25 protein-coding genes and 2 pseudogenes are annotated in these 26,360 nt (G+C 46.7%); 15 read left to right on the top strand and 12 right to left on the bottom strand.

Translation table 11 applies throughout. From position 1 onward, the window contains the following. Nucleotide 1: 1 nt before the first annotated feature. From uxaC to MJQ52_RS04970, 4 genes are all read right to left on the bottom strand, one after another. A complete protein-coding gene (gene uxaC, locus MJQ52_RS04955; RefSeq protein WP_094247032.1) occupies nucleotides 2-1,399 on the bottom strand; it encodes a glucuronate isomerase in 1,398 nt (465 codons plus the stop codon). A 187-nt stretch (nucleotides 1,400-1,586) separates the two neighbouring features. Beyond that, entirely contained in the window at nucleotides 1,587-2,765 is a 1,179-nt protein-coding gene (locus MJQ52_RS04960; protein WP_003154907.1) for an NAD(P)/FAD-dependent oxidoreductase, read from the bottom strand. A gap of 39 nt (nucleotides 2,766-2,804) precedes the next feature. Continuing rightward, nucleotides 2,805-3,221 (bottom strand): DUF1641 domain-containing protein, encoded by a 417-nt coding sequence (locus MJQ52_RS04965; protein WP_003154908.1) that lies wholly within the window; start codon nucleotides 3,219-3,221, stop codon nucleotides 2,805-2,807. Between the two features lie 386 nt (nucleotides 3,222-3,607). Further along, a complete protein-coding gene (locus MJQ52_RS04970; RefSeq protein ID WP_077722090.1) occupies nucleotides 3,608-4,105 on the bottom strand; it encodes a cupin domain-containing protein in 498 nt (165 codons plus the stop codon). Nucleotides 4,106-4,234: 129 nt separating this feature from the next. On the opposite strand from MJQ52_RS04970, the gene MJQ52_RS04975 reads away from it, so the two are divergent. Genes MJQ52_RS04975 through MJQ52_RS04985 form a run of 3 tightly spaced genes read left to right on the top strand, consistent with a single transcriptional unit; the run spans nucleotide 4,235 to nucleotide 6,744 of the window. Next, on the top strand, nucleotides 4,235-5,218 hold the full coding sequence (locus MJQ52_RS04975; protein WP_070081663.1) for a DMT family transporter: 984 nt from the start codon (nucleotides 4,235-4,237) through the stop codon (nucleotides 5,216-5,218). 25 nt (nucleotides 5,219-5,243) lie between these two features. Next, nucleotides 5,244-5,981, top strand: coding sequence for an ABC transporter ATP-binding protein (locus tag MJQ52_RS04980; protein ID WP_077722089.1), 738 nt, complete (start codon nucleotides 5,244-5,246; stop codon nucleotides 5,979-5,981). A gap of 1 nt (nucleotide 5,982) precedes the next feature. Then, a complete protein-coding gene (locus MJQ52_RS04985) occupies nucleotides 5,983-6,744 on the top strand; it encodes an ABC transporter permease (protein WP_094247033.1) in 762 nt (253 codons plus the stop codon). Nucleotides 6,745-6,769: 25 nt separating this feature from the next. Here the strand turns inward: MJQ52_RS04985 and MJQ52_RS04990 are convergent, their stop codons facing one another. Continuing rightward, nucleotides 6,770-7,588 carry a uroporphyrinogen-III synthase gene (locus tag MJQ52_RS04990; RefSeq protein WP_094247034.1) on the bottom strand — a complete coding sequence of 273 codons (819 nt, stop codon included), beginning with the start codon at nucleotides 7,586-7,588 and terminating at the stop codon, nucleotides 6,770-6,772. A 175-nt stretch (nucleotides 7,589-7,763) separates the two neighbouring features. On the opposite strand from MJQ52_RS04990, the gene MJQ52_RS04995 reads away from it, so the two are divergent. Beyond that, entirely contained in the window at nucleotides 7,764-7,949 is a 186-nt protein-coding gene (locus tag MJQ52_RS04995) for a hypothetical protein (RefSeq protein ID WP_003154919.1), read from the top strand. A 38-nt stretch (nucleotides 7,950-7,987) separates the two neighbouring features. On the opposite strand, the gene MJQ52_RS05000 is transcribed toward MJQ52_RS04995, so the two are convergent. From MJQ52_RS05000 to fdhF, 4 genes are all read right to left on the bottom strand, one after another. Next, nucleotides 7,988-9,172, bottom strand: a complete 1,185-nt coding sequence (locus tag MJQ52_RS05000) for a macrolide family glycosyltransferase (protein ID WP_094247035.1) — start codon at nucleotides 9,170-9,172, stop codon at nucleotides 7,988-7,990. After that, nucleotides 9,169-10,389 (bottom strand): cytochrome P450, encoded by a 1,221-nt coding sequence (locus MJQ52_RS05005; RefSeq protein ID WP_094247036.1) that lies wholly within the window; start codon nucleotides 10,387-10,389, stop codon nucleotides 9,169-9,171. Before MJQ52_RS05005 ends, MJQ52_RS05000 begins: the two co-directional genes overlap by 4 nt. 207 nt (nucleotides 10,390-10,596) lie before the next feature. Next, complete coding sequence (locus MJQ52_RS05010; RefSeq protein WP_012117344.1) at nucleotides 10,597-11,139, bottom strand: DUF1641 domain-containing protein; 543 nt, start codon at nucleotides 11,137-11,139, stop codon at nucleotides 10,597-10,599. Beyond that, a complete protein-coding gene (fdhF, locus tag MJQ52_RS05015; RefSeq protein ID WP_003154927.1) occupies nucleotides 11,132-14,089 on the bottom strand; it encodes a formate dehydrogenase subunit alpha in 2,958 nt (985 codons plus the stop codon). Before fdhF ends, MJQ52_RS05010 begins: the two co-directional genes overlap by 8 nt. 121 nt (nucleotides 14,090-14,210) lie before the next feature. Between fdhF and MJQ52_RS05020 the strand changes: the two genes are divergently transcribed. The 4 genes and pseudogenes from MJQ52_RS05020 to MJQ52_RS05035 all read left to right on the top strand — a co-directional run bounded on the left by MJQ52_RS05020 (nucleotide 14,211) and on the right by MJQ52_RS05035 (nucleotide 15,791). Next, nucleotides 14,211-14,780 (top strand): YjgB family protein, encoded by a 570-nt coding sequence (locus tag MJQ52_RS05020; protein ID WP_094247037.1) that lies wholly within the window; start codon nucleotides 14,211-14,213, stop codon nucleotides 14,778-14,780. Nucleotides 14,781-14,877: 97 nt separating this feature from the next. After that, nucleotides 14,878-15,279, top strand: a complete 402-nt coding sequence (locus tag MJQ52_RS05025) for a DUF2809 domain-containing protein (RefSeq protein WP_014304825.1) — start codon at nucleotides 14,878-14,880, stop codon at nucleotides 15,277-15,279. Between the two features lie 43 nt (nucleotides 15,280-15,322). Further along, nucleotides 15,323-15,494: pseudogene (locus MJQ52_RS05030) on the top strand (YjfB family protein). 114 nt (nucleotides 15,495-15,608) lie between these two features. Continuing rightward, nucleotides 15,609-15,791 carry a hypothetical protein gene (locus MJQ52_RS05035; RefSeq protein WP_094247038.1) on the top strand — a complete coding sequence of 61 codons (183 nt, stop codon included), beginning with the start codon at nucleotides 15,609-15,611 and terminating at the stop codon, nucleotides 15,789-15,791. A gap of 284 nt (nucleotides 15,792-16,075) precedes the next feature. On the opposite strand, the pseudogene MJQ52_RS05040 reads toward MJQ52_RS05035, so the two are convergent. Then, a pseudogene (locus MJQ52_RS05040) lies at nucleotides 16,076-16,472 on the bottom strand (MgtC/SapB family protein); the annotation flags it as partial. A gap of 101 nt (nucleotides 16,473-16,573) precedes the next feature. On the opposite strand from MJQ52_RS05040, the gene MJQ52_RS05045 reads away from it, so the two are divergent. After that, nucleotides 16,574-16,906, top strand: a complete 333-nt coding sequence (locus MJQ52_RS05045; RefSeq protein WP_003154935.1) for a hypothetical protein — start codon at nucleotides 16,574-16,576, stop codon at nucleotides 16,904-16,906. A 541-nt stretch (nucleotides 16,907-17,447) separates the two neighbouring features. Here the strand turns inward: MJQ52_RS05045 and MJQ52_RS05050 are convergent. Next, a complete protein-coding gene (locus MJQ52_RS05050) occupies nucleotides 17,448-18,131 on the bottom strand; it encodes an HAD family hydrolase (RefSeq protein WP_070081657.1) in 684 nt (227 codons plus the stop codon). 17 nt (nucleotides 18,132-18,148) lie between these two features. Then, complete coding sequence (locus MJQ52_RS05055) at nucleotides 18,149-18,910, bottom strand: DeoR/GlpR family DNA-binding transcription regulator (protein WP_017417571.1); 762 nt, start codon at nucleotides 18,908-18,910, stop codon at nucleotides 18,149-18,151. A 252-nt stretch (nucleotides 18,911-19,162) separates the two neighbouring features. Here MJQ52_RS05055 and lacG point away from each other — a divergent pair, with 252 nt between their 5' ends. From lacG to galT, 6 genes are all read left to right on the top strand, one after another. Next, nucleotides 19,163-20,563: a 6-phospho-beta-galactosidase gene (gene lacG, locus MJQ52_RS05060; protein WP_057080073.1), complete on the top strand. Its 1,401-nt coding sequence runs from the start codon at nucleotides 19,163-19,165 to the stop codon at nucleotides 20,561-20,563. 62 nt (nucleotides 20,564-20,625) lie between these two features. Next, complete coding sequence (locus tag MJQ52_RS05065; RefSeq protein ID WP_007407323.1) at nucleotides 20,626-20,940, top strand: PTS lactose/cellobiose transporter subunit IIA; 315 nt, start codon at nucleotides 20,626-20,628, stop codon at nucleotides 20,938-20,940. Nucleotides 20,941-20,951: 11 nt separating this feature from the next. Further along, nucleotides 20,952-22,658 (top strand): PTS lactose transporter subunit IIBC, encoded by a 1,707-nt coding sequence (locus MJQ52_RS05070; RefSeq protein ID WP_094247039.1) that lies wholly within the window; start codon nucleotides 20,952-20,954, stop codon nucleotides 22,656-22,658. A gap of 15 nt (nucleotides 22,659-22,673) precedes the next feature. Further along, a complete protein-coding gene (locus MJQ52_RS05075) occupies nucleotides 22,674-23,843 on the top strand; it encodes a galactokinase (RefSeq protein ID WP_094247040.1) in 1,170 nt (389 codons plus the stop codon). A 3-nt stretch (nucleotides 23,844-23,846) separates the two neighbouring features. After that, on the top strand, nucleotides 23,847-24,839 hold the full coding sequence (gene galE, locus MJQ52_RS05080) for a UDP-glucose 4-epimerase GalE (protein WP_094247041.1): 993 nt from the start codon (nucleotides 23,847-23,849) through the stop codon (nucleotides 24,837-24,839). A 1-nt stretch (nucleotide 24,840) separates the two neighbouring features. Continuing rightward, a complete protein-coding gene (gene galT, locus MJQ52_RS05085) occupies nucleotides 24,841-26,340 on the top strand; it encodes a UDP-glucose--hexose-1-phosphate uridylyltransferase (protein WP_094247042.1) in 1,500 nt (499 codons plus the stop codon). The last annotated feature ends 20 nt before the right edge of the window (nucleotides 26,341-26,360 follow it).

The raw sequence follows: 26,360 nt of genomic DNA on the forward strand, positions 1-26,360 counted from the left end.
TTTAAAAGCGGAAATATTCCTCAGCATTCCGGTAACAAATTCCCTCGACAATCCTCCCTAAAAGCTCCATATCGCAGGGCGCTTCGCCTTGTTCCGCCCAGCCGCCGATCAGCGTGCAGACAAGCCGCCTGAAGTATTCATGGCGGGGATAGGACAGGAAACTTCTTGAATCTGTCAGCATCCCGATAAAACGGCTGAACAGGCCTGTGTTTGATAACGCTTTCATTTGTTGAAGCATTCCATCTTTCGTGTCATTGAACCACCAGGCTGTGCCGAATTGAATTTTCCCCGGTGTTTTCCCATCCTGAAAGCTGTTGATCATGCTGGCGATAATATAGTTGTCATTCGGATTCAGAGAATACAAAATCGTTTTAGGCAATTGCCGCTTTTTTTCGGCGGAATCTAACAGCCGGGCAAGCGGTTTTGCGATACGTTCATCATTAATCGAGTCATATCCCGTATCAGGACCGAGGCTGCTGAACTTATTTGTATTGGTATTTCTTAACGCGTTAATATGGAACTGCATCGCCCAGTCCAGTTCGGCGTAAAGACCGCAAAGATATTGCAGCGTCCGTGTTTTGAATTTCTTTTCATCTTCAAAAGACACATGCTCTCCGCTTAATCCGGCGGCAAAAATCCGGGCAGCTTCCTCTTCGGTCGTCTCGGCATAAACCATTTGATCTAATGCGTGATCCGACACTCTTCCCCCGGCACTGTGAAAGAAGCGGACGCGGGATTCCAATGCATCCAAATACGATTGGTAGGTGGTGACAGCCATTCCGGAAGCGCTCTCCAGCGACCGGACCCAATCGGCAAAACCCGGGCTGCTGATGTCCAGTCCTTTGTCAGGCCGAAATCCGGGCAGCACTTGAACCGGAAAATCACTTTCTTTTAACAGTTCATGGTATGTCAGCGCATCGGCAGGATCGTCCGTTGTGCAAATGACTTTGACATTTGATTTCAGAATGAGATCCCTTGCGCCAAACCCGTCTCCCTGCAGGAGCTCATTCGTTTTTTTCCAAATTGCCGCGGCCGTTTTTTCATTCAATACGTCATAAATGCCGAACCAGCGCTGCAGCTCTAAATGCGTCCAGCTGTACAGCGGATTGCCTATCGCCATCGGCACCGTTTTTGCCCAGGCGAAAAACTTCTCTTCATCTGAAGCGTTTCCGGTAATGCAGCGCTCTTCAATGCCGTTGGCCCTCATGATCCGCCACTTGTAGTGGTCACCGTAAAGCCATGCCTCCGTAATGGTTGCGAAGGTTTTATTTTCATAGATTTCCTTTGGGCTTAAGTGACAGTGATAATCAATGATCGGCATGTTTTCTGCGTATTCCCGGTACAGCTTTACGGCCGTTTTACTATCCAGTAAAAAGTCATCACCCATAAAAGCTTTCACACTCTCATCCTCTCTCTTAAAAAAATGTTAACGTTAACAAAATGGTTCTTTTTTATTTTAGCTTCCTCTTTCTCACATATCAATCATTTTTATTTTATTTTTCAGAAAATTGTATCCGTTAACATTTTCATGCAAAAAAGACATTGCCGAGAAAAGTCCGGCAATGTCTTCTGTGTGATCTTAAGGATTAGTAAGCGAGGCTGAATAATCCTTTGATATGTGTTAAATAACGTACGTTACTTGCTTCTTTCATTAAAGATGCCGGAAGGCCTTTCAGCGGAGTAGAGTTCGCTCCGATGATGGCAACTGCGTCTTTACGTCCAAGGCTTGCAAGCGTACCAGAGTTTACAGGCTTGAATGTTTCAAGCGTTTTTCCTTCTAAGTAAGCGAACAGGTTGTAACCGACAAGTTCACCCATCTGCCAAGCGATTTGCGCTGTCGGCGGGTACGGACGGCCGTCCGGCGCAAAGTATACAGCGCTGTCTCCGACAACGAATACATCTTCGTGAGAAGTAGATTGTAAGAAATCGTTAACCGTCGCACGGCCGCGGTTCACTTCAAGGCCGGATTCGCCGACTAACGGGTTGCCTTGTACGCCGCCTGTCCATACAAATGTGTTGGCAACGACTTTTGAACCGTCTTTCAGATCAATAACGTTTCCTTCAACATTTGTAACAGGAAGACCTGTTAAGAACTCAACGCCGCGTTTTTCAAGGCTTTTTGTCGCGCGTTCGATAAGGTCATCAGGAAGAACAGGAAGAATTTTCGGACCTGCTTCTACTAATTTCAGTTTGATTTCTTTCGGATCTACGCCGTATTTTTTCGTAAGGTTCGGCATGATGTCAGCAAGCTCACCGACAAGCTCGACGCCTGTTAAGCCGCCGCCGCCGATAAGGATCGTTGCATCAGCTTCGTTTTTCGTTTTAGAGTATTCACGCACACGGTCTTCCACGTGTTTGTATACTTTGTTGGCATCAGCAGCAGATTTCAGCACCATGCTGTTTTCTTCAAGTCCAGGAATGCCGAAATAAGCCGTAACAGAACCAAGTCCGACAACAAGCGCGTCATAAGTCAGCTTAGAACCGTCAGAAAGGGCAACTTCTTTCTTATCAACTGAGAAAGAATTGACTTCTGCGATTTTAATGTCGACGTCTTTTCCTTTCAGAAGTTTTTCAAGCGGCATAGCAACAGCCTGTTCAGACACGTTGCCTGCTGCAAGGCGGTGCAGTTCCGTAATGATTTGGTGAGTCGGGTATTTGTTCACAACGGTTACGCGTGCTTCATCTTTACTGTAATGTTTGCGAACGGTTAAAGCAGAAAGAACTCCGCCGTAACCAGCGCCTAAAATGACAATATGTTTTGACATCGTATATCCTCCGTCCTTTATATCAATTTGAATCTGAGATTATTTTTGTTTTTCGTTCATGATTTCAAGATAGCTGTTAGCAAAACGGAACAGCTTTTGAGCTTGAGGATCTTTCAGCATGCGCAGCAGGCCGAAAAGTCCGATCGTTTCATTGCTTGCATCCGCGCGGTCTTTTGCTTCGATCGCAGTAGCCGCCACTTCTTTCGCTGTTTCTTTCACCGGCTCAAGAATTTCTGTAAGCGCACCCACTGTATCGCTCTTCAATACTTCGTCTGTCGCTACAGACTGTGCAAAATCATAAGACTTCGTTAAAATATTTACTAACTCAGTCAGTTTTGGAAGCTGATCCACTAAAACAGTCAGTGATTCTTGAACTTCAGGTTTTAGCAGCTGATCAATAAGATCGCGTTGGCCTTGGCTGACAGATGCATTTGTTTGATCGATTGTTTCTGGCATATCCGATTCTCCTTTACTATAAGCAGTATGCTGATTTTTTTGGAAAGGGTAGCCTTTCCCCCTTCATGCAGAAAAGCATGAAAAAGCAAGATTGTGAATTCATGCACAATCATTTACAAAAATAAATGTTTACTACCCAGTTTTTCACTTTGCCATATCCAGTATTATTTTTATATCAACAAAAACAATTGAATAAGTCAAAATTTCTTTTTCCTCTCTGAAAATAGCAAACATAAAAAACCCCAATTTGATTTACTCTTATATAATAACACTTTTTGAACAAAATTTGAACGTGAATTGTTTCGTTTATGAAATTATTTATATGGCGGGGGTGTAATAACGTTTCTTTTAGGCTATTTTTTTACAGACCGTCCGCTTTTCCCCTGTCATTTTTCCCACAATTTTAAAAGCGGGCCCGATTTTCCCGTAAAGGGGTCACATTCCGGGAGCGGGACACGGCTGATTTCTTCTGAAGTTCTATCATTTTTCTCCGTTTTTGTATCGTACTGCCGGCCGCCCGGATAAGCTCCGATCACGGTAAAATCAGAACTGCCCGACAGTTTTTTATGTCCGGTGCCGGCCGGAATGACCGCTGCGTCTCCCGTTTGAAGAACGGCGTCCGCCCCTTGTTCCCCGCCGAACCTCAAAACCGCGGTTCCTTTTACCGCGACAAGAACTTCGTGCGTGGTGCTGTGAAAATGATGATACGGAAATACTCCGCCCGTCCAGCTGTTAGACCAATCGTGCCGGCGGAGGACGGACTCTGCTTTCTGTACCGTTTCTTCATTAAATACCGCTTTATAAATAACAAGCGGAAGATTCGGGTTATTCGGAATGCGGCCGTCATCTTCGAAATAAAGCACTTGAATATCCTCTTTCTGCATTGTGTTCACCTCCGTATATGTCTGTTTCCCATTCATCATTTATTAAAACGCTATTTTCTCATATTCCATTGCGAAGCCTGCCGGTGAATAGTATAGTATAAAAAAATATGTGTCAAAATGAGGGATTTAATGAAAGCCATCGTGATCGGAATATTGGCATCTCTGTTTTTTGCAGTCACATTTATTTTAAACAGGGCGATGGAGCTTTCCGGCGGAAGCTGGATGTGGAGCTCTTCCCTGCGTTTTCTTTTTATGATTCCGTTTTTATTTTTGATCGTTTATGCGAAAGGAAAATGGGCGCCGCTCTGGCATGAAATCCGGAAAAAACCGTTTTTTTGGCTGAAGTGGAGTTTTACCGGGTTCGTGCTTTTTTATGCCCCGATTACGTTTGCGGCGGCATATGGGCCTGGCTGGCTGATCGCCGGCACGTGGCAGATTACAATTGTCGCGGGTGTGCTTCTGTCGCCGTTTTTCTATGAAACAAAAAATTCACCGGCGGGCCCGGTTTCCGTCAGACAAAAGATCCCGCTGATTTCGCTGGTTACTTCCGTCATCATCCTGATCGGAGCCGGGCTGATTCAGCTTCAGCATGCGGGTTCTCTGTCCGGCCGCACGATACTATTCAGCGTGGCGCCGGTCGTCATCGCGGCGTTTGCCTATCCGCTCGGCAACCGCAAAATGCTGGAACAATACGGCGGAAAACTCGATACGTTTCAGCGGGTGCTCGGCATGACGCTCGCAAGCCTTCCGTTTTGGCTTTTGATCGCCGCTTTCGGCTGGCATAGAGACGGGCTTCCCTCAATGGGACAGACATTCCAATCCTTTATCGTCGCACTCAGCTCGGGCGTTATCGCAACAGTATTATTTTTCCGCGCCACCGATATGGTGAGGAATGAGCCGCAGAAGCTCGCTGCTGTTGAAGCGACACAGTCCGGAGAGGTTCTTTTTGCACTGATCGGCGAAATCGTCTTTTTATCCGCAGCGTTTCCGTCACTTCTTTCATTTGCCGGACTGTTCATTATTATTGGGGGAATGGTCATGCATACATTCGCTTCCCGGCAGACAGACCAGAAAACGGCGGAGCAAACGTCAGCCAATCTCACTGGTTCCTGATTTTTTACGAAAGGTGTCATCCCAAATGAAAGAAGAAATTCCGGCAATATCTTTTCTGTCAGCCGGCAAACGCCTTGAACAAAACAATACGTCCTTTGATGTCCTGAGCCGTGTAACCGGACATATTCAAAAAGGTTCTATCACGGCCTTGATAGGGCCTTCCGGCGCGGGAAAAAGCACATTGCTGTCACTTTGCAATCTGATGAATACACCTGATGAAGGGGAAGTGCTTGTATTCGGAAAAGAAATAAGGCGCTGGGATATCAGGGAGCTCAGAAAAACCGCGGGCCTTGCATTTCAATCAGCTCCCGTCACGGAGGGCACGGTGCGGGACAACCTTCTGCTCGCAGAAAAACTCCACGGGGCGCAGCACTATACCCCTGAAGAGCTCGCAGATTTTACAGACCTTCCGCGCGGGCTTCTGGATCGGAATGCAAAAGAATTATCCGGAGGTCAGCGGCAGAAGCTCTCATTAGCGCGAACTCTCGCCGGACTGCCTTCCATCCTGCTGCTGGATGAAATCACCTCGGCGCTCGACCCCTCATCCGTTCTCACCATTGAGAAACTGATTACGAAACTCCATCGGCAAAAACAGCTGACAATCCTGTGGATCACCCATAACCTTGAACAAGCGGAACGATTATCCGATACGGTATGGTTTATGGCTGAGGGACGGCTTTTAGAGACCGCGGAAACGAAAACGTTCTTTAAGGAACCGAAACACGAAAAGGCCCGGGCGCTTTTACAAGGGAGCGGGTGCTGATATGAATGATCTTTCACTGTTACTAACAAGTATATTTGTCATTATCGCTTTATTCCTGTCTAAATCTTTTAAAGCCGGCGTCGAAAAGGATATGATCGTCGCAACCGTCAGGGCCGTCATTCAGCTTCTCATCATCGGCTATGTGCTGTCGCTGATTTTTCGCGGTGATCACCCGATATTTATCATATTAATGGTGCTTCTCATGCTCACGGCCGCTTCGCACAATGTCGCCAAACGGAAAAAAATGCGGATCGGCTCATTTTGGCGCGTTTTTCTGACACTGGCAATCGCGGAAACCGTGACGCAGGGACTTTTACTGACCCTTCACATCATTCCGTTCACTTCAAGATATGTCATTCCGATAAGCGGCATGGTCATCGGAAACTCCATGGTGCTCTCAAGTCTGTTTTTAAGCCGGCTCAGTTCGGAAGCAGACCTGCGGAAAGAAGAAATCCAGCTGATTCTCTCTCTCGGAGGAACGCCTAAGCAGGCCGTCCGGCAGATATTGACGTCCAGTATGAAGCTCAGTATGATCCCGACGCTTGAAAGCCAGAAAACATTGGGTCTCGTTCAGCTTCCCGGCATGATGACGGGGCAGATTTTAGCGGGGGCTGATCCGATACAGGCGGTGCGCTTTCAGCTGCTGATCGTTTTTACAACGATGGCCTCCGCTCTTCTTACATGTATCATACTCAGCGCCTTGACATATCCTTCCCTTTTCACGGAACACCGGCAATTAAAAAAATTCAGCAGGGAAGCGTAAGCTTTTTTCCCTGCTGAATGATGGTTTATGACAAGGTCAGAGATTCATAGTAACGGGATAATTCAATAATCATCGCTCCCATCCGCTCAATGTCCGGAGCAAGGACCCTCTTTACCCCTTCATCCCGGATCGCTTCAGCCGTCACTTTGCCGACTGCGGCGGCAAGCACGTGTTTTTCGAATGCCTGCTGCAGTTCTTTTGCGGATCCTTTTTCTTTTGCATAATCAAAGAGAGAGCGCACTTGAATGGCTGTCGTAAAACATACGGCATCGACCTCTCCGTTTAACAGCTCTCCCAGCAGTTTATCGACCGTCTCTCTTTCAGGCGGAATATGCTGATACGGCAGAACAGGGAATACCTCCGCTCCGTTTTTCTCAAGGAACTCCGTTAAAACCGGCGCTTTCTCGCCATGAAGCTGTATCATGACTTTTTTATCTTTAAAGTCAAATCGTTCCAAGGAGCGGATCAGCCCTCTTGTTGTACCGTCTTCATCTGAGGCATGCGGCGTGATGCCGAGCTTTTTTAAGGCCGCATATGTTTTATAGCCTCTGCAGCCGATTTTCGCTTCATGAACGGCCGCTAAAAATTCTTCTTTCAGACCGATTTTTTCCGATATCGACAATAACGTTTCCGTACCGATGCCTGTGGTGAATATCACCCAGTCGGCTTTTTGCTCGGCAAATGTTCTTACGTCGGGTTCCATTTGATCCTCCGCCAGGTATACGGTTCCTTGGAGGGAACGGATGACCGCCGTTCCGCCCTGCTTTTCTATTAATTTTGTGATCTCTTCTGTTTTCCGCGAACCGCCGATGGCAATCCGTTTCCCGTTCAATCCTTTTCCCATCGCTGTTTTCTTCTTCCCTTCAGATGCCGGGCGCCCTATGGCAGGCCGTCATTTATTTCTATTATTGTTACGCAATCAGCCGGGAAAATCAAGCTATGCTCCCGTTGAATCCCCCGTGCAGTTGCTGTATCATTAACCGGGCAGAACGATTTGATTCGCGGAGGGACTTTCAATCATGGAAACAAAAAAAGAGTTCGAGACAAAAGGATACGATACTTCGGTCATTTATGAGTTCAATGAATATCCTGATGTTCACAGCGGCCGATGTGACAATTGCGATTACACGCTGTTTAAAAGTTCAGTGAAGGGCGGAAAATTTTTGAGGGAATGCCGGAGATGCGGCATGAAGAAAAATATATAACAAAACAGGCAGCCGTCCGGTGCTGCCTGTTTTCCTAATCAATTTTCGACGGACGCCTTTTTCAAAAATTCTTCAATGGCGCAAACAGCCTGTTTTGGACCGCCGGTTTCTTTTATTTTCTGCTGCATGCTTTTCACGCGGCTGAGAATGTTTTTATCGCCGTATACGTTCTGAACGTCTTTTTGCAGACGGGCCACAGTGACTTCTTTCGGCGGCAGATGCACGCCAAGCCCCAATTCATCCACACGCTTTGCGGTGACCTCTTGTTCGTGCATTTGCGGAACGACAACGAGCGGAACACCCGCATTCATCGCCTCCATTGTACTGTTCATCCCGCCGTGAGATACGAACAGCTTTGCTTTCTCCAGCACATCAAGCTGCGGAACGTGCTGGCGGATGATAAAGTGATCGGGCACATCCGAAAAACTTTCCGGATCAATTGTTGTGCCGACTGACATAATAACCCGCCAGTCCGAGTCCCGAAACGCGTCAATACACATCCGGTAAAATTCAGGCCAGGCGTTAAACGCCGTTCCCAGTGAGATGAGCATAAGCGGACGGTCATCGGCTGCATCAATTTCCAGACTTCCCGTATTTGTGCGTTCTCCAAGAGACGGACCCGCAAAACAGAATCGTTCATCAAAGGTTTCCTGTTTCGGCTGAAAGGCCCTTGGCATAAAGACGATATTCAATTTTTCAGGCATGAAAAATTCTTCCATTGTCATCCGTTTCACTTGTTCATTTTCAATTTTCTCCTGATATTCTTCTATCGCCTGTTTGGCCGCTTCCATCGTTTCTTCGTCTCTTCCTAATTGAAAATACTCATTCATTGCATAGCTCGGGCAGAACTTTACGGCCGGGATGCCGCCATTGTCCGCAAACAATTTTCCGGCAAGCGCTAAAAAATCAAACAGGACGATGTCAGGAAGGTCGTCTTTGTACAGCTCTTCCAGCTGCGGAAGCACTTCAACCGCTTCTTCCAGAAACATTACAAACGCGTCACTTTTGTTTACCCGTTCTTTTATCGTCTTCGGGTCCGCCTTTATGCTTGTGCGGTATAAAACGGGAATGGCACCCGTTTTGGCAACGGAAGCTTCAAATTCCTCAGTCGTAGCGAATGTCACTTTATACCCGCGATTGACAAGTTCCTCGGCTACAGGCAGCGTGGGATTGACATGACCGTGAGCGGCCACATTAATAATGGCGATGTGTGTTTTTCTCATCTTTTTTCTTCTCCCTCATTTTCGTTTATCTCCGCTTCTAAAGACTCCAGCCCGTACATGACACTGTTTCGGATCGGCTCAATCCGGACGGGCTCAAGGTGTGAAAAGGTTTTTACAATTCCTTCCAGCGCGGCTTCCGCTTCAAGTCTGGCAAGCGGAGCGCCTAAGCAGAAGTGTACGCCGAATCCAAAGGAAAGGTGCGGATTCGATTGGCGATGAATATCAAATACGCCCGCCTTCTCAAATTTGTTTTCATCACGGTTGGCAGATGCAACATAGCAGAGAACGATCTCTCCGCTTTTCAAGCGGCGTCCGCGCAGCTCAGTGTCGTGCCGGACCGTCCTTCTGACAAACGGAGCGGGAGCGCGAAAACGCAGCGTTTCTTCCACCGTTTGCGCGATGAGAGAAGGGTCCTGTCTCAGCTCTTCATAAAGGCCGGGCGTCTCTAATATGCTGTAAACCGCATTTGAAATGAGATTAGTCGTTGTTTCATTTCCCGCCACTAAAAGCAGATTGCAAAACGGGATCAGATCTTCTGGCGTGAGCTTCTCTCCCTCTTCTTCCTCTTTTATCAAAATAGAAATAATATCTTGGCCGGGCTGTTTTCGTTTGCTTTCTATTATTCCCGCAAAAAACGCCGCCAGCTCCGCCTCACATTGGTCACGTTCCTGCTGATTTTTCTCCGCCGCTTCAGGACTCGCATCTTTCGGCATGCTGACGAGAATATCCGACCATTTTTTAAACTGATCCATACGTTCGGACGGAACGCCTAATAATTCTGAAATCACCATGACCGGCAAAGGGTAAGAGAGATCTTTAACGATATCAATCCGCCCTTTGTTCTTTGCCTGTTTCAGGAGATGATCGGTAATGTCTTTAATTCTCGGCTCCCATTCCTTCAAGACGCGGGGAGTGAAAGCGCGATTGACGGCAGATCTGATTTGGGTATGTTTCGGCGGGTCCATATTCAGCATGGACTTTGCAATCGAGCTTTTCACATCAGTCATGCGGCTTGAGAACGTCTCTTTATCACTGATGACTTTTTTGACATCATCGTATAAAAACACACTCCAAACCTTCGTTTCTTCATCAAAGTATATAGGGCTTTCCCGTCTCATTTTTTCATACCAAGGAAAAGGGTTGTATACGTCCAGGCCGTTTTTTCCTTTCATCAGGGTTCTTTGGATGGCTTGTCTCGTGCTCCTCAGCTTACTCATGTTACATCACTCCTGATTGTTTCATATTTGAATAGTTGACGCACCTTGAATTTTATCCTAGCACATATTTTCAATTTTTTTCTATTCATAACCTTAACTATTAACATAACACAACAAAAGTCATGAATCCGGAGGTGAAATTTCTCCCAAGAAAACAGCAGAAGCGCACAAAAAACCCGAGCCTTCGGCCAGGCTCGGGAGAAATGTTCACTCATTCGTCTGCGGTTTCTGGTGCTGCTTTTGGTCTTCAGGAGGCTGCGTATTTCTTTCCATATCGTCCGTATCAGCGCCCATGCCTTTCAGGAAAGAAAACAGCAGAGTGACGGCCTTGTTGATTTCCGGGTCTTTTAAAGCGCGGACGATATCAAAATACCCCGTCTTCCTGCCGCTGTCTTTTTCTTCGACAGCCTTTGTGACGCCCGCATTGATTTTAACGATAAACGGCTCAAGCTGTTTTACATCGAGCATGCCGAGAACGCCGCTTAACAGCAGGAGATTTTTCAGCATATTGGCCGTTTCCGGCGTATTCGCCTTCTTCACCAGGATATCCATCACTTTGTCTCCTTGGCCGAAGAGCCCGCGCAGAAGCGCCAAAACGCCGCGCTCGTTCATGTGCTGAAGAATGTGCAGAGATTCCAAAATCGCGTCTTTATTTCGTAAAAGAGCCGTCTCGATCTCTTCTAAGTCCTTTTTTCGTTTGTCTTCTTCTGTGACGGTCTGTTTTCGGATGCCGCTGATTGCTTTAGCCATTCTGCTGTTTCCCCCTTTTTACGGCGTCTCCCGGAAATACATAATCTTGACGCGCCCATTTCCGATCAACCCGGACACCGATCTGCGGCTGCGGGTTTCCGTAACGGAAATTGATTTTCGGAAGCGGATTAACGCCTTCTTTTTTCAAAATCTCCATCTTCGCTGATGTTTCTTTATATGCCGGTGTATCGGTATCCTTATCCGCATAGCTGCTTGTCAAAAGGTTAATGGCGGCGTCTTTTGAATCGTTCATCGGGAGATAGACTTGTTTGCCTTTTACCCTGTCTGTGATGACGCATTTGACTTTCACATTTCCGTACGGTGATGTCAGACGGACAAGCGTTCCGTCTTCCAGCCCTCTTTCTTCGGCGAGTTCGGGCGAGACCTCAAGGAACACACTCGGTGTTTTTTCGGATATTCCTTTTGATCGGTAAGTCAGATTCCCTTCGTGAAAATGCTCGAGCAGCCGCCCGTTATTCACATGGATATCATATTCTTCATCAAATTCTTTCGGCTCGGTCCACTGAACGGGATATAGAATCGCTTTGCCGTCTGAAAACGGAAACTTGTCCGTAAATAAAAGCGGTGAATCGGTTCCGTCCGCTGCTACCGGCCATTGCAGTGAATTGTAGCCTTCGAGACGTTCGTAAGTGACGCCTGCGTAGAGCGGCGAAAGCATTGCCGCTTCTTCCATAATGTCTGCCGGATGTTCATAGCGCCAATCAGCGCCCAGCCGGTTGGCGATGTCCGTAATGATCTGCCAATCAGGCTTTGAATCGCCCAGCGGTTCAAACACTTCGTAAAGGCGCTGCACCCTCCGTTCCGTATTCGTAAACGTCCCTTCTTTTTCAAGACTCGGGCTTGCCGGGAGCACCACATCGGCGAACTCGGCCGTCCGCGAGAGAAAAATATCCTGCACAACGAAGAAATCAAGCTTTTCAAAGGCGGCATGAACATGGTTGATATTGGAGTCGACAAGCCCCATTTCTTCCCCTTTTACATACATACACTTCAGTTTTCCCGAGTGGATGCCCTCGATCATTTCATGATTTGTCATTCCGATTTCTTTCGGCAGGTCTGTTCCCCAGCCCTGTTCATACTTTTTGCGGGCTTTTTCATCCGTTACTTTTTCATAGCCGGGGAAGCTGTCAGGCATACTGCCGAAATCACTGGCTCCCTGCACGTTATTATGGCCCCGAAGCGGATATGAGCCTGCGCCGGGCTTGCCGTAATTTCCGGTCACAAGAAGCATGTTGGAAATGGCCGTGCTCGTATCACTTCCTCCGATATGCTGGGTGACCCCCATCGCCCACAGTGCGCATACACTTTTGGCTTCATGAATCATCCGGGCCACTTTAATTAAGGTATCCTTGTCCACACCGGTATGTTTTTCCGCATATTCCATCGTATAAGGTTCAAGGCTTTTCACGAATTCATCTAATCCGTTCACTCTCTCCTTCAGAAATGCAGTATCCGCCAAATCGTGATCAAGCAGATATTTCGATACGGCATTCAGCCAGACAATATCTGATCCGGCACGCGGCTGGAAAAACACGTCGGAGCGCTCGGCCATTTCGTGTTTTCGCAAGTCAGCAACGACGAGCTTCTGCCCGTGCAGCTTATGAGAACGTTTAATGCGTGTGGACAAGACGGGGTGAGACTCAGATGTATTTGAACCGATAATCAGCACGAGCTCAGCTTTTTCTATATCTGTAATTGATCCTGAATCGCCGCCGTATCCGACCGTTCTGAACAATCCGGCCGTGGCGGGAGACTGGCAGTAGCGTGAGCAGTTGTCGACATTATTTGTTCCGATAACGGCTCTTGCAAGCTTCTGCATCACGTATGATTCTTCATTCGTGCACTTGGAAGATGTGATAAAAGCAAGCGCGTCCGGGCCGAAATGTTCTTTTATATCGGTAAATTTATCAGCGATCAGCTGCAGCGCTTCATCCCATTCCGCCTCCCGAAACGAGTCTCCTTCCCGGATAAGCGGTTTGGTAAGGCGCTTTTCACTATTGACGAAATCCCAGCCGAATTTCCCTTTCACACACGTCGAAATTCCATTTGCGGGCGCCTCAGCCTGAGGCTCGACCTTTAAAATGTCTCTTCCTTTCGTCCATATATCAAAACTGCAGCCGACACCGCAGTATGTGCATACGGTTTTCGTTTTTTTGATTCTTTCATCCCGCATGGCCGATTCCATATCCGATATGGCTAAAATTGATCCGTATCCGGTTTCGACGCCTTTTGTGATATCAATCATCGGCCGAAGCGTCTCTTGGTTAATGCCTGTTAAATACCCAGCTTCGCCTTCCATGCCTTTTTCCATCATGGCATTGCACGGACATACCGTCGAACAATGTCCGCAGGAAACACATGATGATTCATTGATCGGCACATCCTGATCCCAAATGACCCGCGGGCGTTTCCGCTCCCAATCAATGCTTAAGGTTTCGGTTACCTGTACGTCCTGACAGGCTTCGACGCAGCGTCCGCACAAAATGCACTGATCGGGATCATATCGGTAAAACGGATTTGATTCATCTTTAGGATACGGTTTTTGATCGAACGGAATGCTTTGATGATTGATTTTCATTTCCTTTACGGTATTATGTATTTCGCAGCTCCCATTGTTGTAATCACAGACCGTACAGTACAATTCATGGTTGTGCAAAATGTTGTCCATGCCGATAACCTGCGCTTTTTTTACATCGGACGAAAGCGTATCAATGACATCTCCGTCCTTTATTTGCGCGGAACACGAACGCACCAGTTCCCCGTTAACATTGACGATACAGGTATCGCACGTTTCAATCGGCCCGAGACTCGGGTGATAACACACGTGCGGCACGTCAATTGAACTATTGTTCAAAAGCTGCAAAACGGTTTGGCCGTCCGGCGCTTCCATTTCAACCCCATTGATTGTAACTTTCTTTGTATCAGCCATTTTCTTTCCCCTTTCTGTACCCCTCTATACATCCTCTATGATTCCCAACCGGCCTTTCACTAAAACATCTCGTTTATCTCAGGAAACATACGGGTATGAGCGGTAAAAAGGAGGCGTTCACATGTTGAAGAAAAAAACACTCGTCACGGGATTATCGGCAGTGATGCTCACGGGATGCGCTTTCGGAGCAGAAGCATTTTCGGATACACAGCCCGTCCATGCCGCAGCCGCTTCAAAAACGGAAAACCAGCGTGCACAAGAACTGGTGAACAGCCTTTACCAATCGGCATTTAAAGGGGAAATGCCGCAAAATGTGAAAGGCCTGAAAATCAACCAAAGCACAAGACAGGACGTTTACAATAAAATCGGCGAGCCGGAACAAAAAGCAGACAGCCGCAATCCATTTGATTTATACAGCTGGAACATGGGAAACCCCGGGTATGGATTTTCCTATCATAAAAACGGAAAAATCTCGGAAATACGCTATTGCGGAACGGGGGTCGAGCGGCGCTTAAACCTCGGCAGCGTCACACCTGACGTCTTAAGCAAACAAATCGGCAGCGCTGACAAAATCCTGACAGTGCCAGAAACGGGCGAAACAGATTACGTCTACCATACGGGGCAGTATGAGCTCCGCTTCGTCATCGGCAGTGATCAAAGAGCAGATCATGTCAACCTAAAAGCCAGATAACGCAAAAAAGCGGCCTCCCGGGCCGTTTTTTTCATAGACAGCTTCTCCGTCGTTCCTTACAATACATGGGAGTACAAAAAAAGGGGAACAGTGTGAAGTGAATAGACATCCATTGACATACGGAATATGTACCGTTTTTATCATCGCCCTCGGTTTGCTGTCCAGAACCGCATACATCACCGCCCTATTACCCGGCATCATAAACGCTTATTTAGGAGATGCCTTGTGGGCGGCCATGATTTTTACAGGATTCGGGCTTTTATTTCGGCACATCCGGACGGAAACAGCCGCAATTTTGAGCCTCTCGTTTTGCTGTCTGATTGAATGCAGCCAGCTGTATCACGCGCCGTGGATTGACGCGGTCAGAAGCAGCACGCTCGGCGGGCTGATCCTCGGCTGGCAATTTGTCTGGAGTGACATTTTCGCCTATACCCTCGGGGTATGCGCTGCCGCACTTTTAGAATGGGCCGTAAAAAGAAACCGCCAGCCCTCTTCATAATCGGAGCACGCCGCCGATATGAAGGGATAAGGAGGTGGAAGCTATGGATATCCCTGCGTTATCAATCGCAATGCATCAGGCATCTCTGGCGCAGAATGTAAATATCGCTTTAACAAAAACGGTCCTGCCATGCACAGACTGCGGCGGAAGAAACAGTGAAAATGCTGCCGTCCCAGCACCCGACTGCCGGACATTCAATTGATGTGAAAGTGTAAAAAAGATGTCGGATGATAACCGGCGTCTTTTTTTTTTGCCCATTGTACATACACCGTACCGGGCATACAGGAATAAGGTAAACGGAACCAACATTTGAAAAGGAGGTTTTCCTCTTGTACGATCCTTTCGATCATGAATACACAGCCGAGAGCCAGGAACGGGTGCCATATCATTATCCGCGGCCGCCTTATTATTACCCTAGACCATATCCATACTACCCGCGGCCGCCTTATTATTTCCCCAGACCGTATCCATACTATCCGCGGCCGTATATCCCGTTCTATCCTTGGTATTAATGTTTGAAAAGAAATGACTGCAGACAGGAGGCTTCTCCCTGTCTGCTATTCAACTTTGACCGACAGGATATACGGGAGGGCTTGAACTTTCTCCATTACCGCTGCTTTCCCGCTTTTGCTTTTCACCCTTCCCTTCACTTCAAGCACCGCCTTATTCAATTCATAGGACGTAATCAGAATTCCTTTTTCCTCAAGAGAAGTTAAAATATCATGCATGACGGCTTTCTCTTCAATCCTGAAACTGACAGACAAAGAATGCGCCGCCGGTTTAAACAGAAAATTTAACAGTTCAAGCCCGATTAACGCCAAAATCGTGCCGCTGATGCCAATGACATACATACCTGCCCCGATCGTCAGCCCGATCCCCGACGTAGCCCAAATCCCCGCGGCCGTCGTAAGCCCCCGCACGACATGCCGCTGCAAAATAATCGTGCCGGCTCCTAAAAATCCGACGCCGCTGACGACCTGCGCCGCCACCCGGCTCGGATCAAAGGACGTATGGCTGTTGGATAACAAATCAAAAAAGCCGTATTTGGAAACGATCATCATCAAGGCGCTGCCGACGGCCACTAAAAAATGCGTCCTCAAACCGGCTTCCTTTGCCCTGAATTCTCTCTCCAATCCAATAAGAGCCCCAAGCAGACCCGCAACCGCCAGACGAATCACAAAATCAAGTTCCATCCGTCTCTCTCCTTTCCTTATCTTCTTACCCGCTTTTATAACCCAATCATGCGGTGTATCTTTTTTTAAAATGCACCGACTAATTGACATAAGGAGGTTTTATGAAATATATTCTGTGGTTTTTTATATTATTGTTATTTAGCTTATTTATTTTGGGAGGATATAAAGCAGCTGTTTCTCACCCTGATTTCCCGGTGCCATTATTCGCTATGCACACTAAAACAAAGGAATATGAAAAAGGAAATTACGTTTCAAACTATACATACCGTTTCGCAAAAGAAGAAGAAGGTCCGAGCGGTTTATACCAATTGGAAATAGCCGAAAAAGGCTGGAAACTTAAAGGGCAGGAAGGACTTATCAAAACCTATGAAAAGCGAGGAGAACGTGTTTCACTTTTTTTCGGCACGGGGGAAATAAGCGTCATTGAAGAATGATCCTTCTCAAAAGACAGGCTGAAATCCGCAAACGGCATATCTTTTACGACTCCCTTATCTCTGCGAATCTATAAATTCAGCCAATATTTCAATTAAGGCGAACACCTTTCTGATCCAAAAATGCCGCCTTCAATGAGAAAATCATTATACAAAAACAAAAGCGCAACTGAAAAAGAATAGACACCTCATAAAAAAAGCCCTCTTTTTAAAAAAGAGGGCTTGCTAAATAGGACTTTTTCTACCTTCAACACTGTAAACCCTATTATTAAGAACAGCTGTTGAAATGTTTTGCAAAGCTCCTAAATTTTTTTGCGATTCCACCTATCCAAATCAGATTCTTATTCTAAATATATTCATTTAGCACACTCCTTCTGTTATGTCCTTGAACCACTTCTTTAGTTTGACCGCCAACTAAAGAATACCCCATCAAAAACTTCGGTTTCTGTTGCATATATGAATAGGGAGCGTTTTTTAACATCCTAATTTTCGGATATAGCATCAAAAGATCTTACATAAAGCACTCTCAATCCAACTGCATCTCTCAAACCGAATGTCCGGCAATCACCTCAAAAAACGAGGTGAAGTCTGTCAGTATCCCGTCACCCGCCAGCTGTTTTTCTTCAAATAACGCGCGGTTTTTTCCGAGCGGGTCAATGGCCATAATCTTGCCCGCACCTGCTTTTTTCGCCGCTGTGAGCCCCGAAAAGGCATCTTCAATGACTAAGCATTCTTCAGGTTTGAGGCCTAATTTTTCCGATGCGATGAGAAAAATATCCGGCGCCGGTTTTCCCGGGAAGCTCCCGTCATCAAACGTGACTTTGTCAAAATCAAACCACTGATCCAAATGAAAAACGTCAAAGTAAAACTCGACATTTTCCTTTACCGTAGCCGTGGCGATGGTCATCGGTGTTTCCGATTTTTTCAGATGGTTCAATACGCCGGTCAGTCCCTTCGTCAGCTTTAACTCGTCTTTGTTTTCAAGGCATAATTCTCTGTAGTAGGCTTCTTTTTCAAAAGACAGCTTCTTGATTTCTTCATTTGTTAAATCGCCGGAAATAAAATACGTCAGGATTTCACTGTTTGTTCTCCCGTGAATGTTAACGAAAATGTCTTCATCAGAAATGGTTTTCGGCGCGTATTTTTTCACCATGAAAAACCATGCTTTTTCGTGCAGATGCGAATCTTGAAACATCGTGCCGTTGAAATCAAAAATAACCCCTTTCATCGAACCGCCCGCCTTTTTTATTTTTTTGCGATTTTGACATCTACATATTGCTCGTAATGAATTTGAACATCTTTCATGACTTTATCATCCGTAATCAGATAGTCCATATCGTGCAAGTTATAGAACACGTAAAAATCTTCCCGGTTGAATTTTTTATTATCCGCCAGCAAAAATTTCGTCCGCGAATTATTCAGCGCGATTTGGTGAGCTTCCCCTTCTTCAATGCTGTAAGAAGAAATCTCATCATTATGTATGCCGTTGGCGCTGATGAAAGCCTTCGTAAAATTGAATTTCTGCAGATTGCCGTTCACGATGGGGCCGACGAAGGCACCGGTATTTTTTCGGAAGTCGCCTCCAATCAGGATGGTATCCGCAATGTCGCCATGTTTCAAAATATCAAATACGGGATAGTTGTTTGTGATAATCCTGATTCGCTTATGCAGCAGGTGTTTCGCTAAAAGTTCAATCGTCGTGCCGGGCCCTAAAAAAACGGTATCGCCGTCATTTACATAGGAAGCTGCGAGTTCCGCGATCTTCCCCTTCTCCTCCATTTGAACACCCAGTTTTTCATTATGCGATAATTCGTGATCAATGGAATAAGATATGCTCTGTGCGCCTCCGTGAATACGTACGATTTTTCCGGCCTTATCCAGCTCGTCCAGATCTCTTCTCACTGTCATATCAGAAACTTCCAGTTCATCGATAATATCACTCACCGTAATAAACCCCCGCGAGTTTACAATATCGATGATTTTTAAAAGCCGCTCTTTTTTTAACATGTTCAATCATCCCCTCAACTTTACACACAATCTAACATACTGCGGCAATCCGGTCAACAAAAACAAACACTAATAAACAACACAATCAACATAAAAAACAACGACAAACTTACATAACCCCTATAAATACAGATGTTATTTCTTTATGAAGCTATTGACAACAAAAATGTATGCGTTTACTATTAAACAAAAGATAACAATTACAAACATTAACAAACTACAATTCACACATTGGCGAAGGAGGATTCAGTAATGCTCAAATTACCTCATGACTTTATTTTCGGCGGAGCGACTGCGGCATATCAAGCGGAAGGCGCCACAAAAGAAGGCGGCAAAGGGCCTGTGGCCTGGGATGAATTTCTTGAAAAACAGGGAAGATTCAGCCCTGATCCGGCAAGTGATTTTTACCGCCAGTTTCCGGAAGATATTAAACTATGTGAAAAATTCGGAATAAACGGCATCCGCCTTTCTATAGCCTGGACGAGAATTTTCCCCGACGGCACGGGCAAAATCAATCAGGAAGGTGTGGATTACTATCATCGTATTTTCTCAGAGTGCCATAAACGCAACGTCACCCCTTTTGTCACGCTGCATCATTTCGATACACCGAAAGGATTATTTGATCAGGGAGATTTCCTCAACCGCGCTGCAATAGAAGCGTTCGTCAGCTATGCGGAGTTTTGCTTTAAAGAATTCAGCGAAATCAGATATTGGAGCACGTTTAACGAAATTTATCCCACAGCCACCAACCAGTATTTACTCGGGGTTTTCCCGCCATCTATTAAAAGTGATATCACAAAAGTCATTCAATGCCTCCATCACATGATGGTAGCGCATGCGATGACCGTCAATCTTTTTAAAGACGGCGGTTATCCGGGAGAAATCGGGGTCGTCCACTCATTGGAAACAAAATATCCCGCCAGCGGCACAGAAGAAGACCGCCACGCCTGTTTTCTGGATGACGCGTTATCAGTGAGATTCCTCCTCGATGCCACCTACCTTGGCTATTATTCTGAGGAAACCATGCGTGCTCTGGATGAAATCTGTGAGGCAAACGGCGCTTCATACGAGTTTTCAGACAGTGACTTTGACGTGATGAAAAAAGCCTCGACGCGCAATGATTATCTCGGCATCAATCATTATCAATGCCATTTCGTCAAAGCGTACGACGGAGAAACCGTTATTCACCATAACGGAACGGGCGATAAGGGCACTTCGGTCTATAAAGTAAAAGGAATCGGCGAACGAATTTACAAAGAAGGCCTGAAGCGGACCGATTGGGACTGGCTCATTTATCCTGAAGGCATGTATGACATGCTGATGCGCATCAAACGGGACTATCCGCAATATAACAAAATTTACATTACCGAAAACGGCATGGGCTATAAAGATGAGTTTGAAGACGGCATCATTATGGATAAGGCAAGAATCGACTATTTAAAAGTATATTTAGAAGCCGTCAGTAAAGCGATTACCGACGGAGTCAATGTAAAGGGGTACTTCTTATGGTCCTTAATGGATTTATTTTCATGGACCAACGGCTACAACAAACGTTACGGTCTTTTTTACGTCGACTTCGACACCCAAAAACGGTATCCGAAAGAATCGGCCTACTGGTACAAACTTGTAAGTGAAACAAAAACAATCATTTAACGATCATACATGGTGAAAAGAATCTCTTTTCATCATGTGTGCCATCTTTAGGAGGTTTTTTCATGACAAAGGAAGAATTGCAGATGCTCGGTTTTGAAATCGTCGCCTATGCCGGCGACGCCAGAAGCACTTTATTGAAAGTCCTGAAAGAAGTCCGTGCCGGAAACTTCGAAAACACGGAAGCAGCATTGAAAAGCGCCGATGAAAATTTAACCCTCGCCCACAATGCGCAAACGAAAATGTTAGCTGAAGAAGCTGACGGCAAGGACATGGAATTAGGGTTTATTTTCGTTCACGGTCAGGACCACTTGATGACAACCCTTTTGCTCCGTGATCTTATTCAGGATTTTATAGAACTCTACCGAAGCCGCCGATAAGGAGTGGAAAAATGAACGGTATCATCAAGCAAATCGAAAAGGGAAAACCGTTTTTTGAAAAAATCTCAAGAAACATTTATTTAGGCGCGATCCGCGACGGCTTCTTAACTGCCATGCCGGTTATTTTATTCGCCAGCATTTTCATCCTCACCGCCGCTGTGCCGGAAGTGTTGGGTTTCACTTGGCCTAAAAGTGTTTCTGAATGGCTTTGGAAAGTTTATAACTATTCAATGGGCACCCTCGGCCTGATCGTTGCGGCAACAAGTGCGAAGTGCCTGAGTGAATCAATAAACCGAAAAATGCCGAAAAACAAAGGGATCAACCCCGTTTCAGCGATGCTTGCTTCAGTCGTCGGGTTTCTCATTTTAAGCGTCACTCAAATCGACGGCGGGTTCTCCACGGAATATCTCGGCACAAAAGGTCTTTTAGCCGCTTTTGTATCCGCTTTCATAACGGTGAACGTTTACAGATTCTGCGTGCTGAAAAATATTACGATTAAAATGCCCAAAGAAGTGCCGGGTACCATTTCACAAACATTTAAAGATGTTTTTCCGTTCGCTTTTTCCGTTTTGGCCATGGTGATCGTTGATTTATTGATCAGGAATACGCTGAACGTATCTTTTGCAGAGGCTCTCTCCTCTCTCTTATCGCCGTTTTTTACCGCCGCAGACGGTTATCTCGGGATTTGTGTCATTTGGGGAATGATGGCGCTGTTCTGGTTTGTCGGCGTTCACGGACCATCTATTGTGGAGCCGGCCATCGCAGCTATTATTTACGCAAATGTGGAGGCGAACCTGCAGCTTCATAATGCCGGTGAGCAGGCGTCCAACGTGCTGACCGTCGGACTCGGGAACTTCGTCGGCACAATGGGAGGAACCGGCGCAACCCTTGTTGTTCCGTTTATCTTTCTGCTTTTCGCAAAATCCAAGCAATTGAAAGCAGTCGGAAAAGCATCCGCAGTTCCGGTGTCTTTCGCAGTAAACGAACCTCTTCTCTTTGCTGCGCCGATCATTTTAAATCCTTATTTTTTCATTCCGTTTGTTGTAACGCCGATGGTGAATGTCTGTCTGTTTAAATTTTTCGTGGATGTCATCGGAATGAACAGTTTTATGTATGTTCTTCCGTGGGCCACCCCGGCGCCCGCCGGCTTGATTCTCGGAACCGGCATGGGGCTCTCGGCTTTTGTTCTGACAGCTGTATTAATCATTGTCGATTTCCTGATATACCTGCCATTCTGTAAAGCTTATGACAAAGTATTAGCGGCGGAAGAAACCCAACACACCGAGCCTGAAACCGCGCCGCAAAAATCCCGGGAGATACAGCCCGTAATAGCCGGCGCCTCAGAAGACGCGGCTTCCGTCATCAGCACAAATTTTCAGGAATCCTCATCCGCCTTGGAACACGGCACCAATGTGTTAGTGCTGTGCGCCGGAGCGGGAACGAGCGCTATGCTTGCGAACGCACTGACAGAAGGAGCCGAAGAATACAACGTGCCGATCACCGCCTCAGCAGGCGCCTACGGATCCCATTACGACATCATGAAAGACTTCGATATGATCATTTTGGCTCCGCAAGTCGGCTCTTATTATGATGACATTAAAGAAGATGCGGACCGCCTGCATGTGAAACTCGTCGCAACGAAAGGAGCGGAATATATCAGTCTCACCAGAAATTCACAAAAAGCCATTCAGTTCATACTGGAGCATACCTCAAAATAGAATCGGAGGTTTACCATGGATGCCAAACTTTTGAAATCAAGATTCGAAGACATTTTCAAGAGAAGTAACGGAGAACTGTTTTTCGCACCCGGCCGGATCAACCTGATCGGGGAACATACGGATTATATAGGCGGTCACGTTCTTCCATGCGCGATCACGATCGGAACATATGCCGTATGCGCAAAACGCGAAGATCACCAGATCCGGTTATACTCAGAAAACTTTCCTGACAGCGGCATTGTCTGCCTTGATCTTTCCGCCACTGCATACAAAAAAGAAGACGGCTGGGCCAATTATCCGAAGGGGATGGTCCATTACCTTCTTGAAGCCGGCGGCCAAATAGACAGCGGAATGGATATTCTTTTTCACGGTACGATTCCAAACGGAGCCGGTTTAAGCTCCTCTGCTTCCATTGAAATGTTAACCGGTTCCATTTTAAGAAAGTTATTCAGCCTGGATGTTTCCGATACTGAACTGGCGCTTATCGGAAAAAGAGTCGAAAATGAATTTATCGGCGTGAATTCAGGGATTATGGATCAATTCGCAGTGCAAAAAGGCAAAAAGAACATGGCCATTCTGTTAAACTGCGATAAGCTTGAGCACGAAATGATTCCGGCTGCTTTTAACGGATATAAAATCGTCATTATGAATACGAACAAGCGCCGGGAGCTGGCGGCTTCAAAGTATAATGAACGCCGCAGCGAATGCGACGCGGCTCTCACGGAACTGCGGCAATATCAAAATATCGCATCACTTGCGGAATTGACGGGAGAAGAATTCAACGAACTCGAACCTCTTCTCTCCCGTGAAACTTTGCGTAAAAGAGCCCGGCACGCGGTCAATGAAAACGAGCGGACCCTCTCAGCGGCGGAAGCTCTCAAATCGAATGATTTGAAAACGTTCGGGGAGCTGATGAATGCGTCGCACCGTTCTTTACGTGATGACTACGAAGTGACCGGTGACGAATTAGACGCGCTGGCTGAAGCAGCCTGGAAAGAAGGAGCACTCGGAGCGCGGATGACGGGCGCGGGGTTCGGCGGCTGCGCCATAGCCATTGTGGAAAGTGAAGAAACCGCCGGCTTTATCCGGGCCGTTTCATCTCACTACCGCAGCAGGACAGGTCTTGAAGCTTCTTTCTACATCGCGGATATAAGCGATGGCGCGGCTGAATGGAGGGGAAAATAAATCATGGCGATTCTCGTTCTCGGCGGAGCCGGCTATATCGGTTCTCATGCGGTTGATCAATTAGTAAACAAAGGATTTAAAACGATAGCTGTGGATAATCTCCAGACAGGCCACCGGAAAGCCGTTCATGAAAAAGCCGTTTTTTACCATGGAGATATCCGTGACAAACCGTTTCTTCGCTCTGTGTTTGCGAAGGAGAACGTAACGGGCGTTCTCCATTTTGCCGCTCAATCCCTTGTCGGCGAATCAATGAAAGACCCTCTTTCATATTTCAATAATAATGTGTACGGTACGCAAATTACGCTGGAGGCCATGCAGGAATTCGGGGTGAAACACATTGTGTTTTCTTCATCCGCCGCTGTTTACGGCGAACCTGAAAAAGCGCCCATCACAGAAGACATGCCGGAAAAGCCGGAAAGCGCATACGGCGAATCAAAACTCATGGCAGAAAAAATGCTGAAGTGGTGTGAAACCGCCTGCGGCATAAAATATGTCTCGCTCCGGTATTTTAACGTTGCCGGCGCGAAAACGGACGGTTCCATCGGAGAAGATCATCATCCGGAAACCCACCTTATCCCTATCCTTTTACAAACGGCGCTCGGTCAGCGCGAGGAGGTTTTGATATTCGGCACTGACTATGATACAAAAGACGGCACGTGCATCCGCGATTATGTTCATGTTTCCGATTTAATCGATGCCCATATTCTCGCTCTGGAATATTTGCAAAACGGCGGAGACAGCGGCATTTTCAATTTAGGATCAAGCAGCGGGTTTTCCGTATCAGAAATGGCGGAAGCGGCCCGGCAAGTGACCGAAAGAGACATAAAAGTAAGAGCGGCCGCAAGAAGACCCGGTGATCCAAGCGCCCTCATCGCTTCCGGCGATAAAGCGCGGAACATTCTCGGCTGGAATCCGAAACAAACGGACATATCGGAAATCATTGCGTCAGCATGGAATTGGCATCGGCATCATCCTAACGGATACAAGGACAAATGAAATGGAGGCGGCGGTCATTGACGTTTTTGAATCAGTGGCAGGGTTTCTGAAAGAAAGCACTGTCTTAGGCGACATAAATGAAACAGATGTGATTTATACAAGAAACAGACTTCTCGATCTGCTCGGACTGACGGATTATGCAGAACCGAAACATATCAAGAAACAAAACAGGCTTCACTATGTGGACGAAATGGTGAAAGACGCGGTAAAACGGTCAATCATAAACGATACGCCTGCTGAAAGAGACATGCTGGGAAGCAGAATCATGGACGTGATCACACCGGCCCCTTCTCTGATCAATGCCGCCTTCAGCGAATTGTTATCAGATTGCCCGAAAAAAGCAACAGATTATTTTTACCGACTGAGCCAAAACAACGACTATATTAAGACGCGGGCCATTCGAAAAAATATCGTGTACCGCTCAATAACACCTTTTGGGGAATTGGACATCACCATTAATCTATCAAAACCGGAAAAAGACCCCAAAGACATCGCCGCGGTAAAAAACAGTCCGGAAAACCGGTATCCGAAATGCCTGCTCTGTATGGAAAACGAGGGGTACGCCGGAACACCGCATCACCCCGCCCGTTCAAACCACCGCATCATCAGGCTTGACTTAGCGGGAGAACAGTGGGGGTTTCAATACTCTCCTTATGCGTATTACAGCGAGCATGCCATCTTTCTTTCAAGCGTGCACAAGCCGATGAACATCAGCTGTGACAGCTTCAGAAGGCTTCTGGCCATTACGGAAATCTTCCCACATTATTTTGCGGGATCAAACGCAGACTTGCCGATCGTAGGAGGTTCCATTCTTTCACACGATCATTATCAAGGCGGCGCCCATGAGTTTCCGATGGCAAAAGCGGGTTCCCTCTACCCTTTTCATCTGCGTCATTTTCCAGACGTTCAGGCCGAAGCCGTAAAGTGGCCGGTATCAGTGATCCGCCTTCGCGCAAAAGATCCGGATTTGCTGACAGATGCCGCTGCGTATGTTTTTGAAAAGTGGCAGGAATATTCAGACGAAACCGTCAGCATCATCGCGAAGACAAATGAACCCCATAATACCGTCACCCCGATTGCCAGACGCAGGGGAACGGATTTTGAAATCGATCTCGCTCTCAGAAACAACCGCACCTCCGAAGATTATCCGGATGGCATTTTTCACCCGCATCAGGATGTCCATCACATCAAAAAAGAAAATATCGGTCTGATTGAAGTGATGGGGCTCGCCGTTTTACCTCCCCGCCTGAAAGGTGAGCTGGCAGAAGTGAAAAAGTATTTACTGAATGAACCTCATGACATCAAGGACATTCATCTTCCGTGGGCTGAAAACATCAAAGCGGATAAAGACGTGACACCGGAAAATGCAGCCGCTGTTTTACAAAAAGAAACCGCGAATGTATTTTTACGCGCGCTGACCGATGCAGGCGTTTTTAAAATGACACCCGAAGGAATTCAGGCGTTTCAGCGTTTCACGACGTTATTGGAGAATGGCAGCTGAAACATTCAGAGTGAAATCAA

This window comes from Bacillus sp. jun7 (assembly GCF_051034795.1).
Taxonomy (GTDB): domain Bacteria; phylum Bacillota; class Bacilli; order Bacillales; family Bacillaceae; genus Bacillus; species Bacillus velezensis.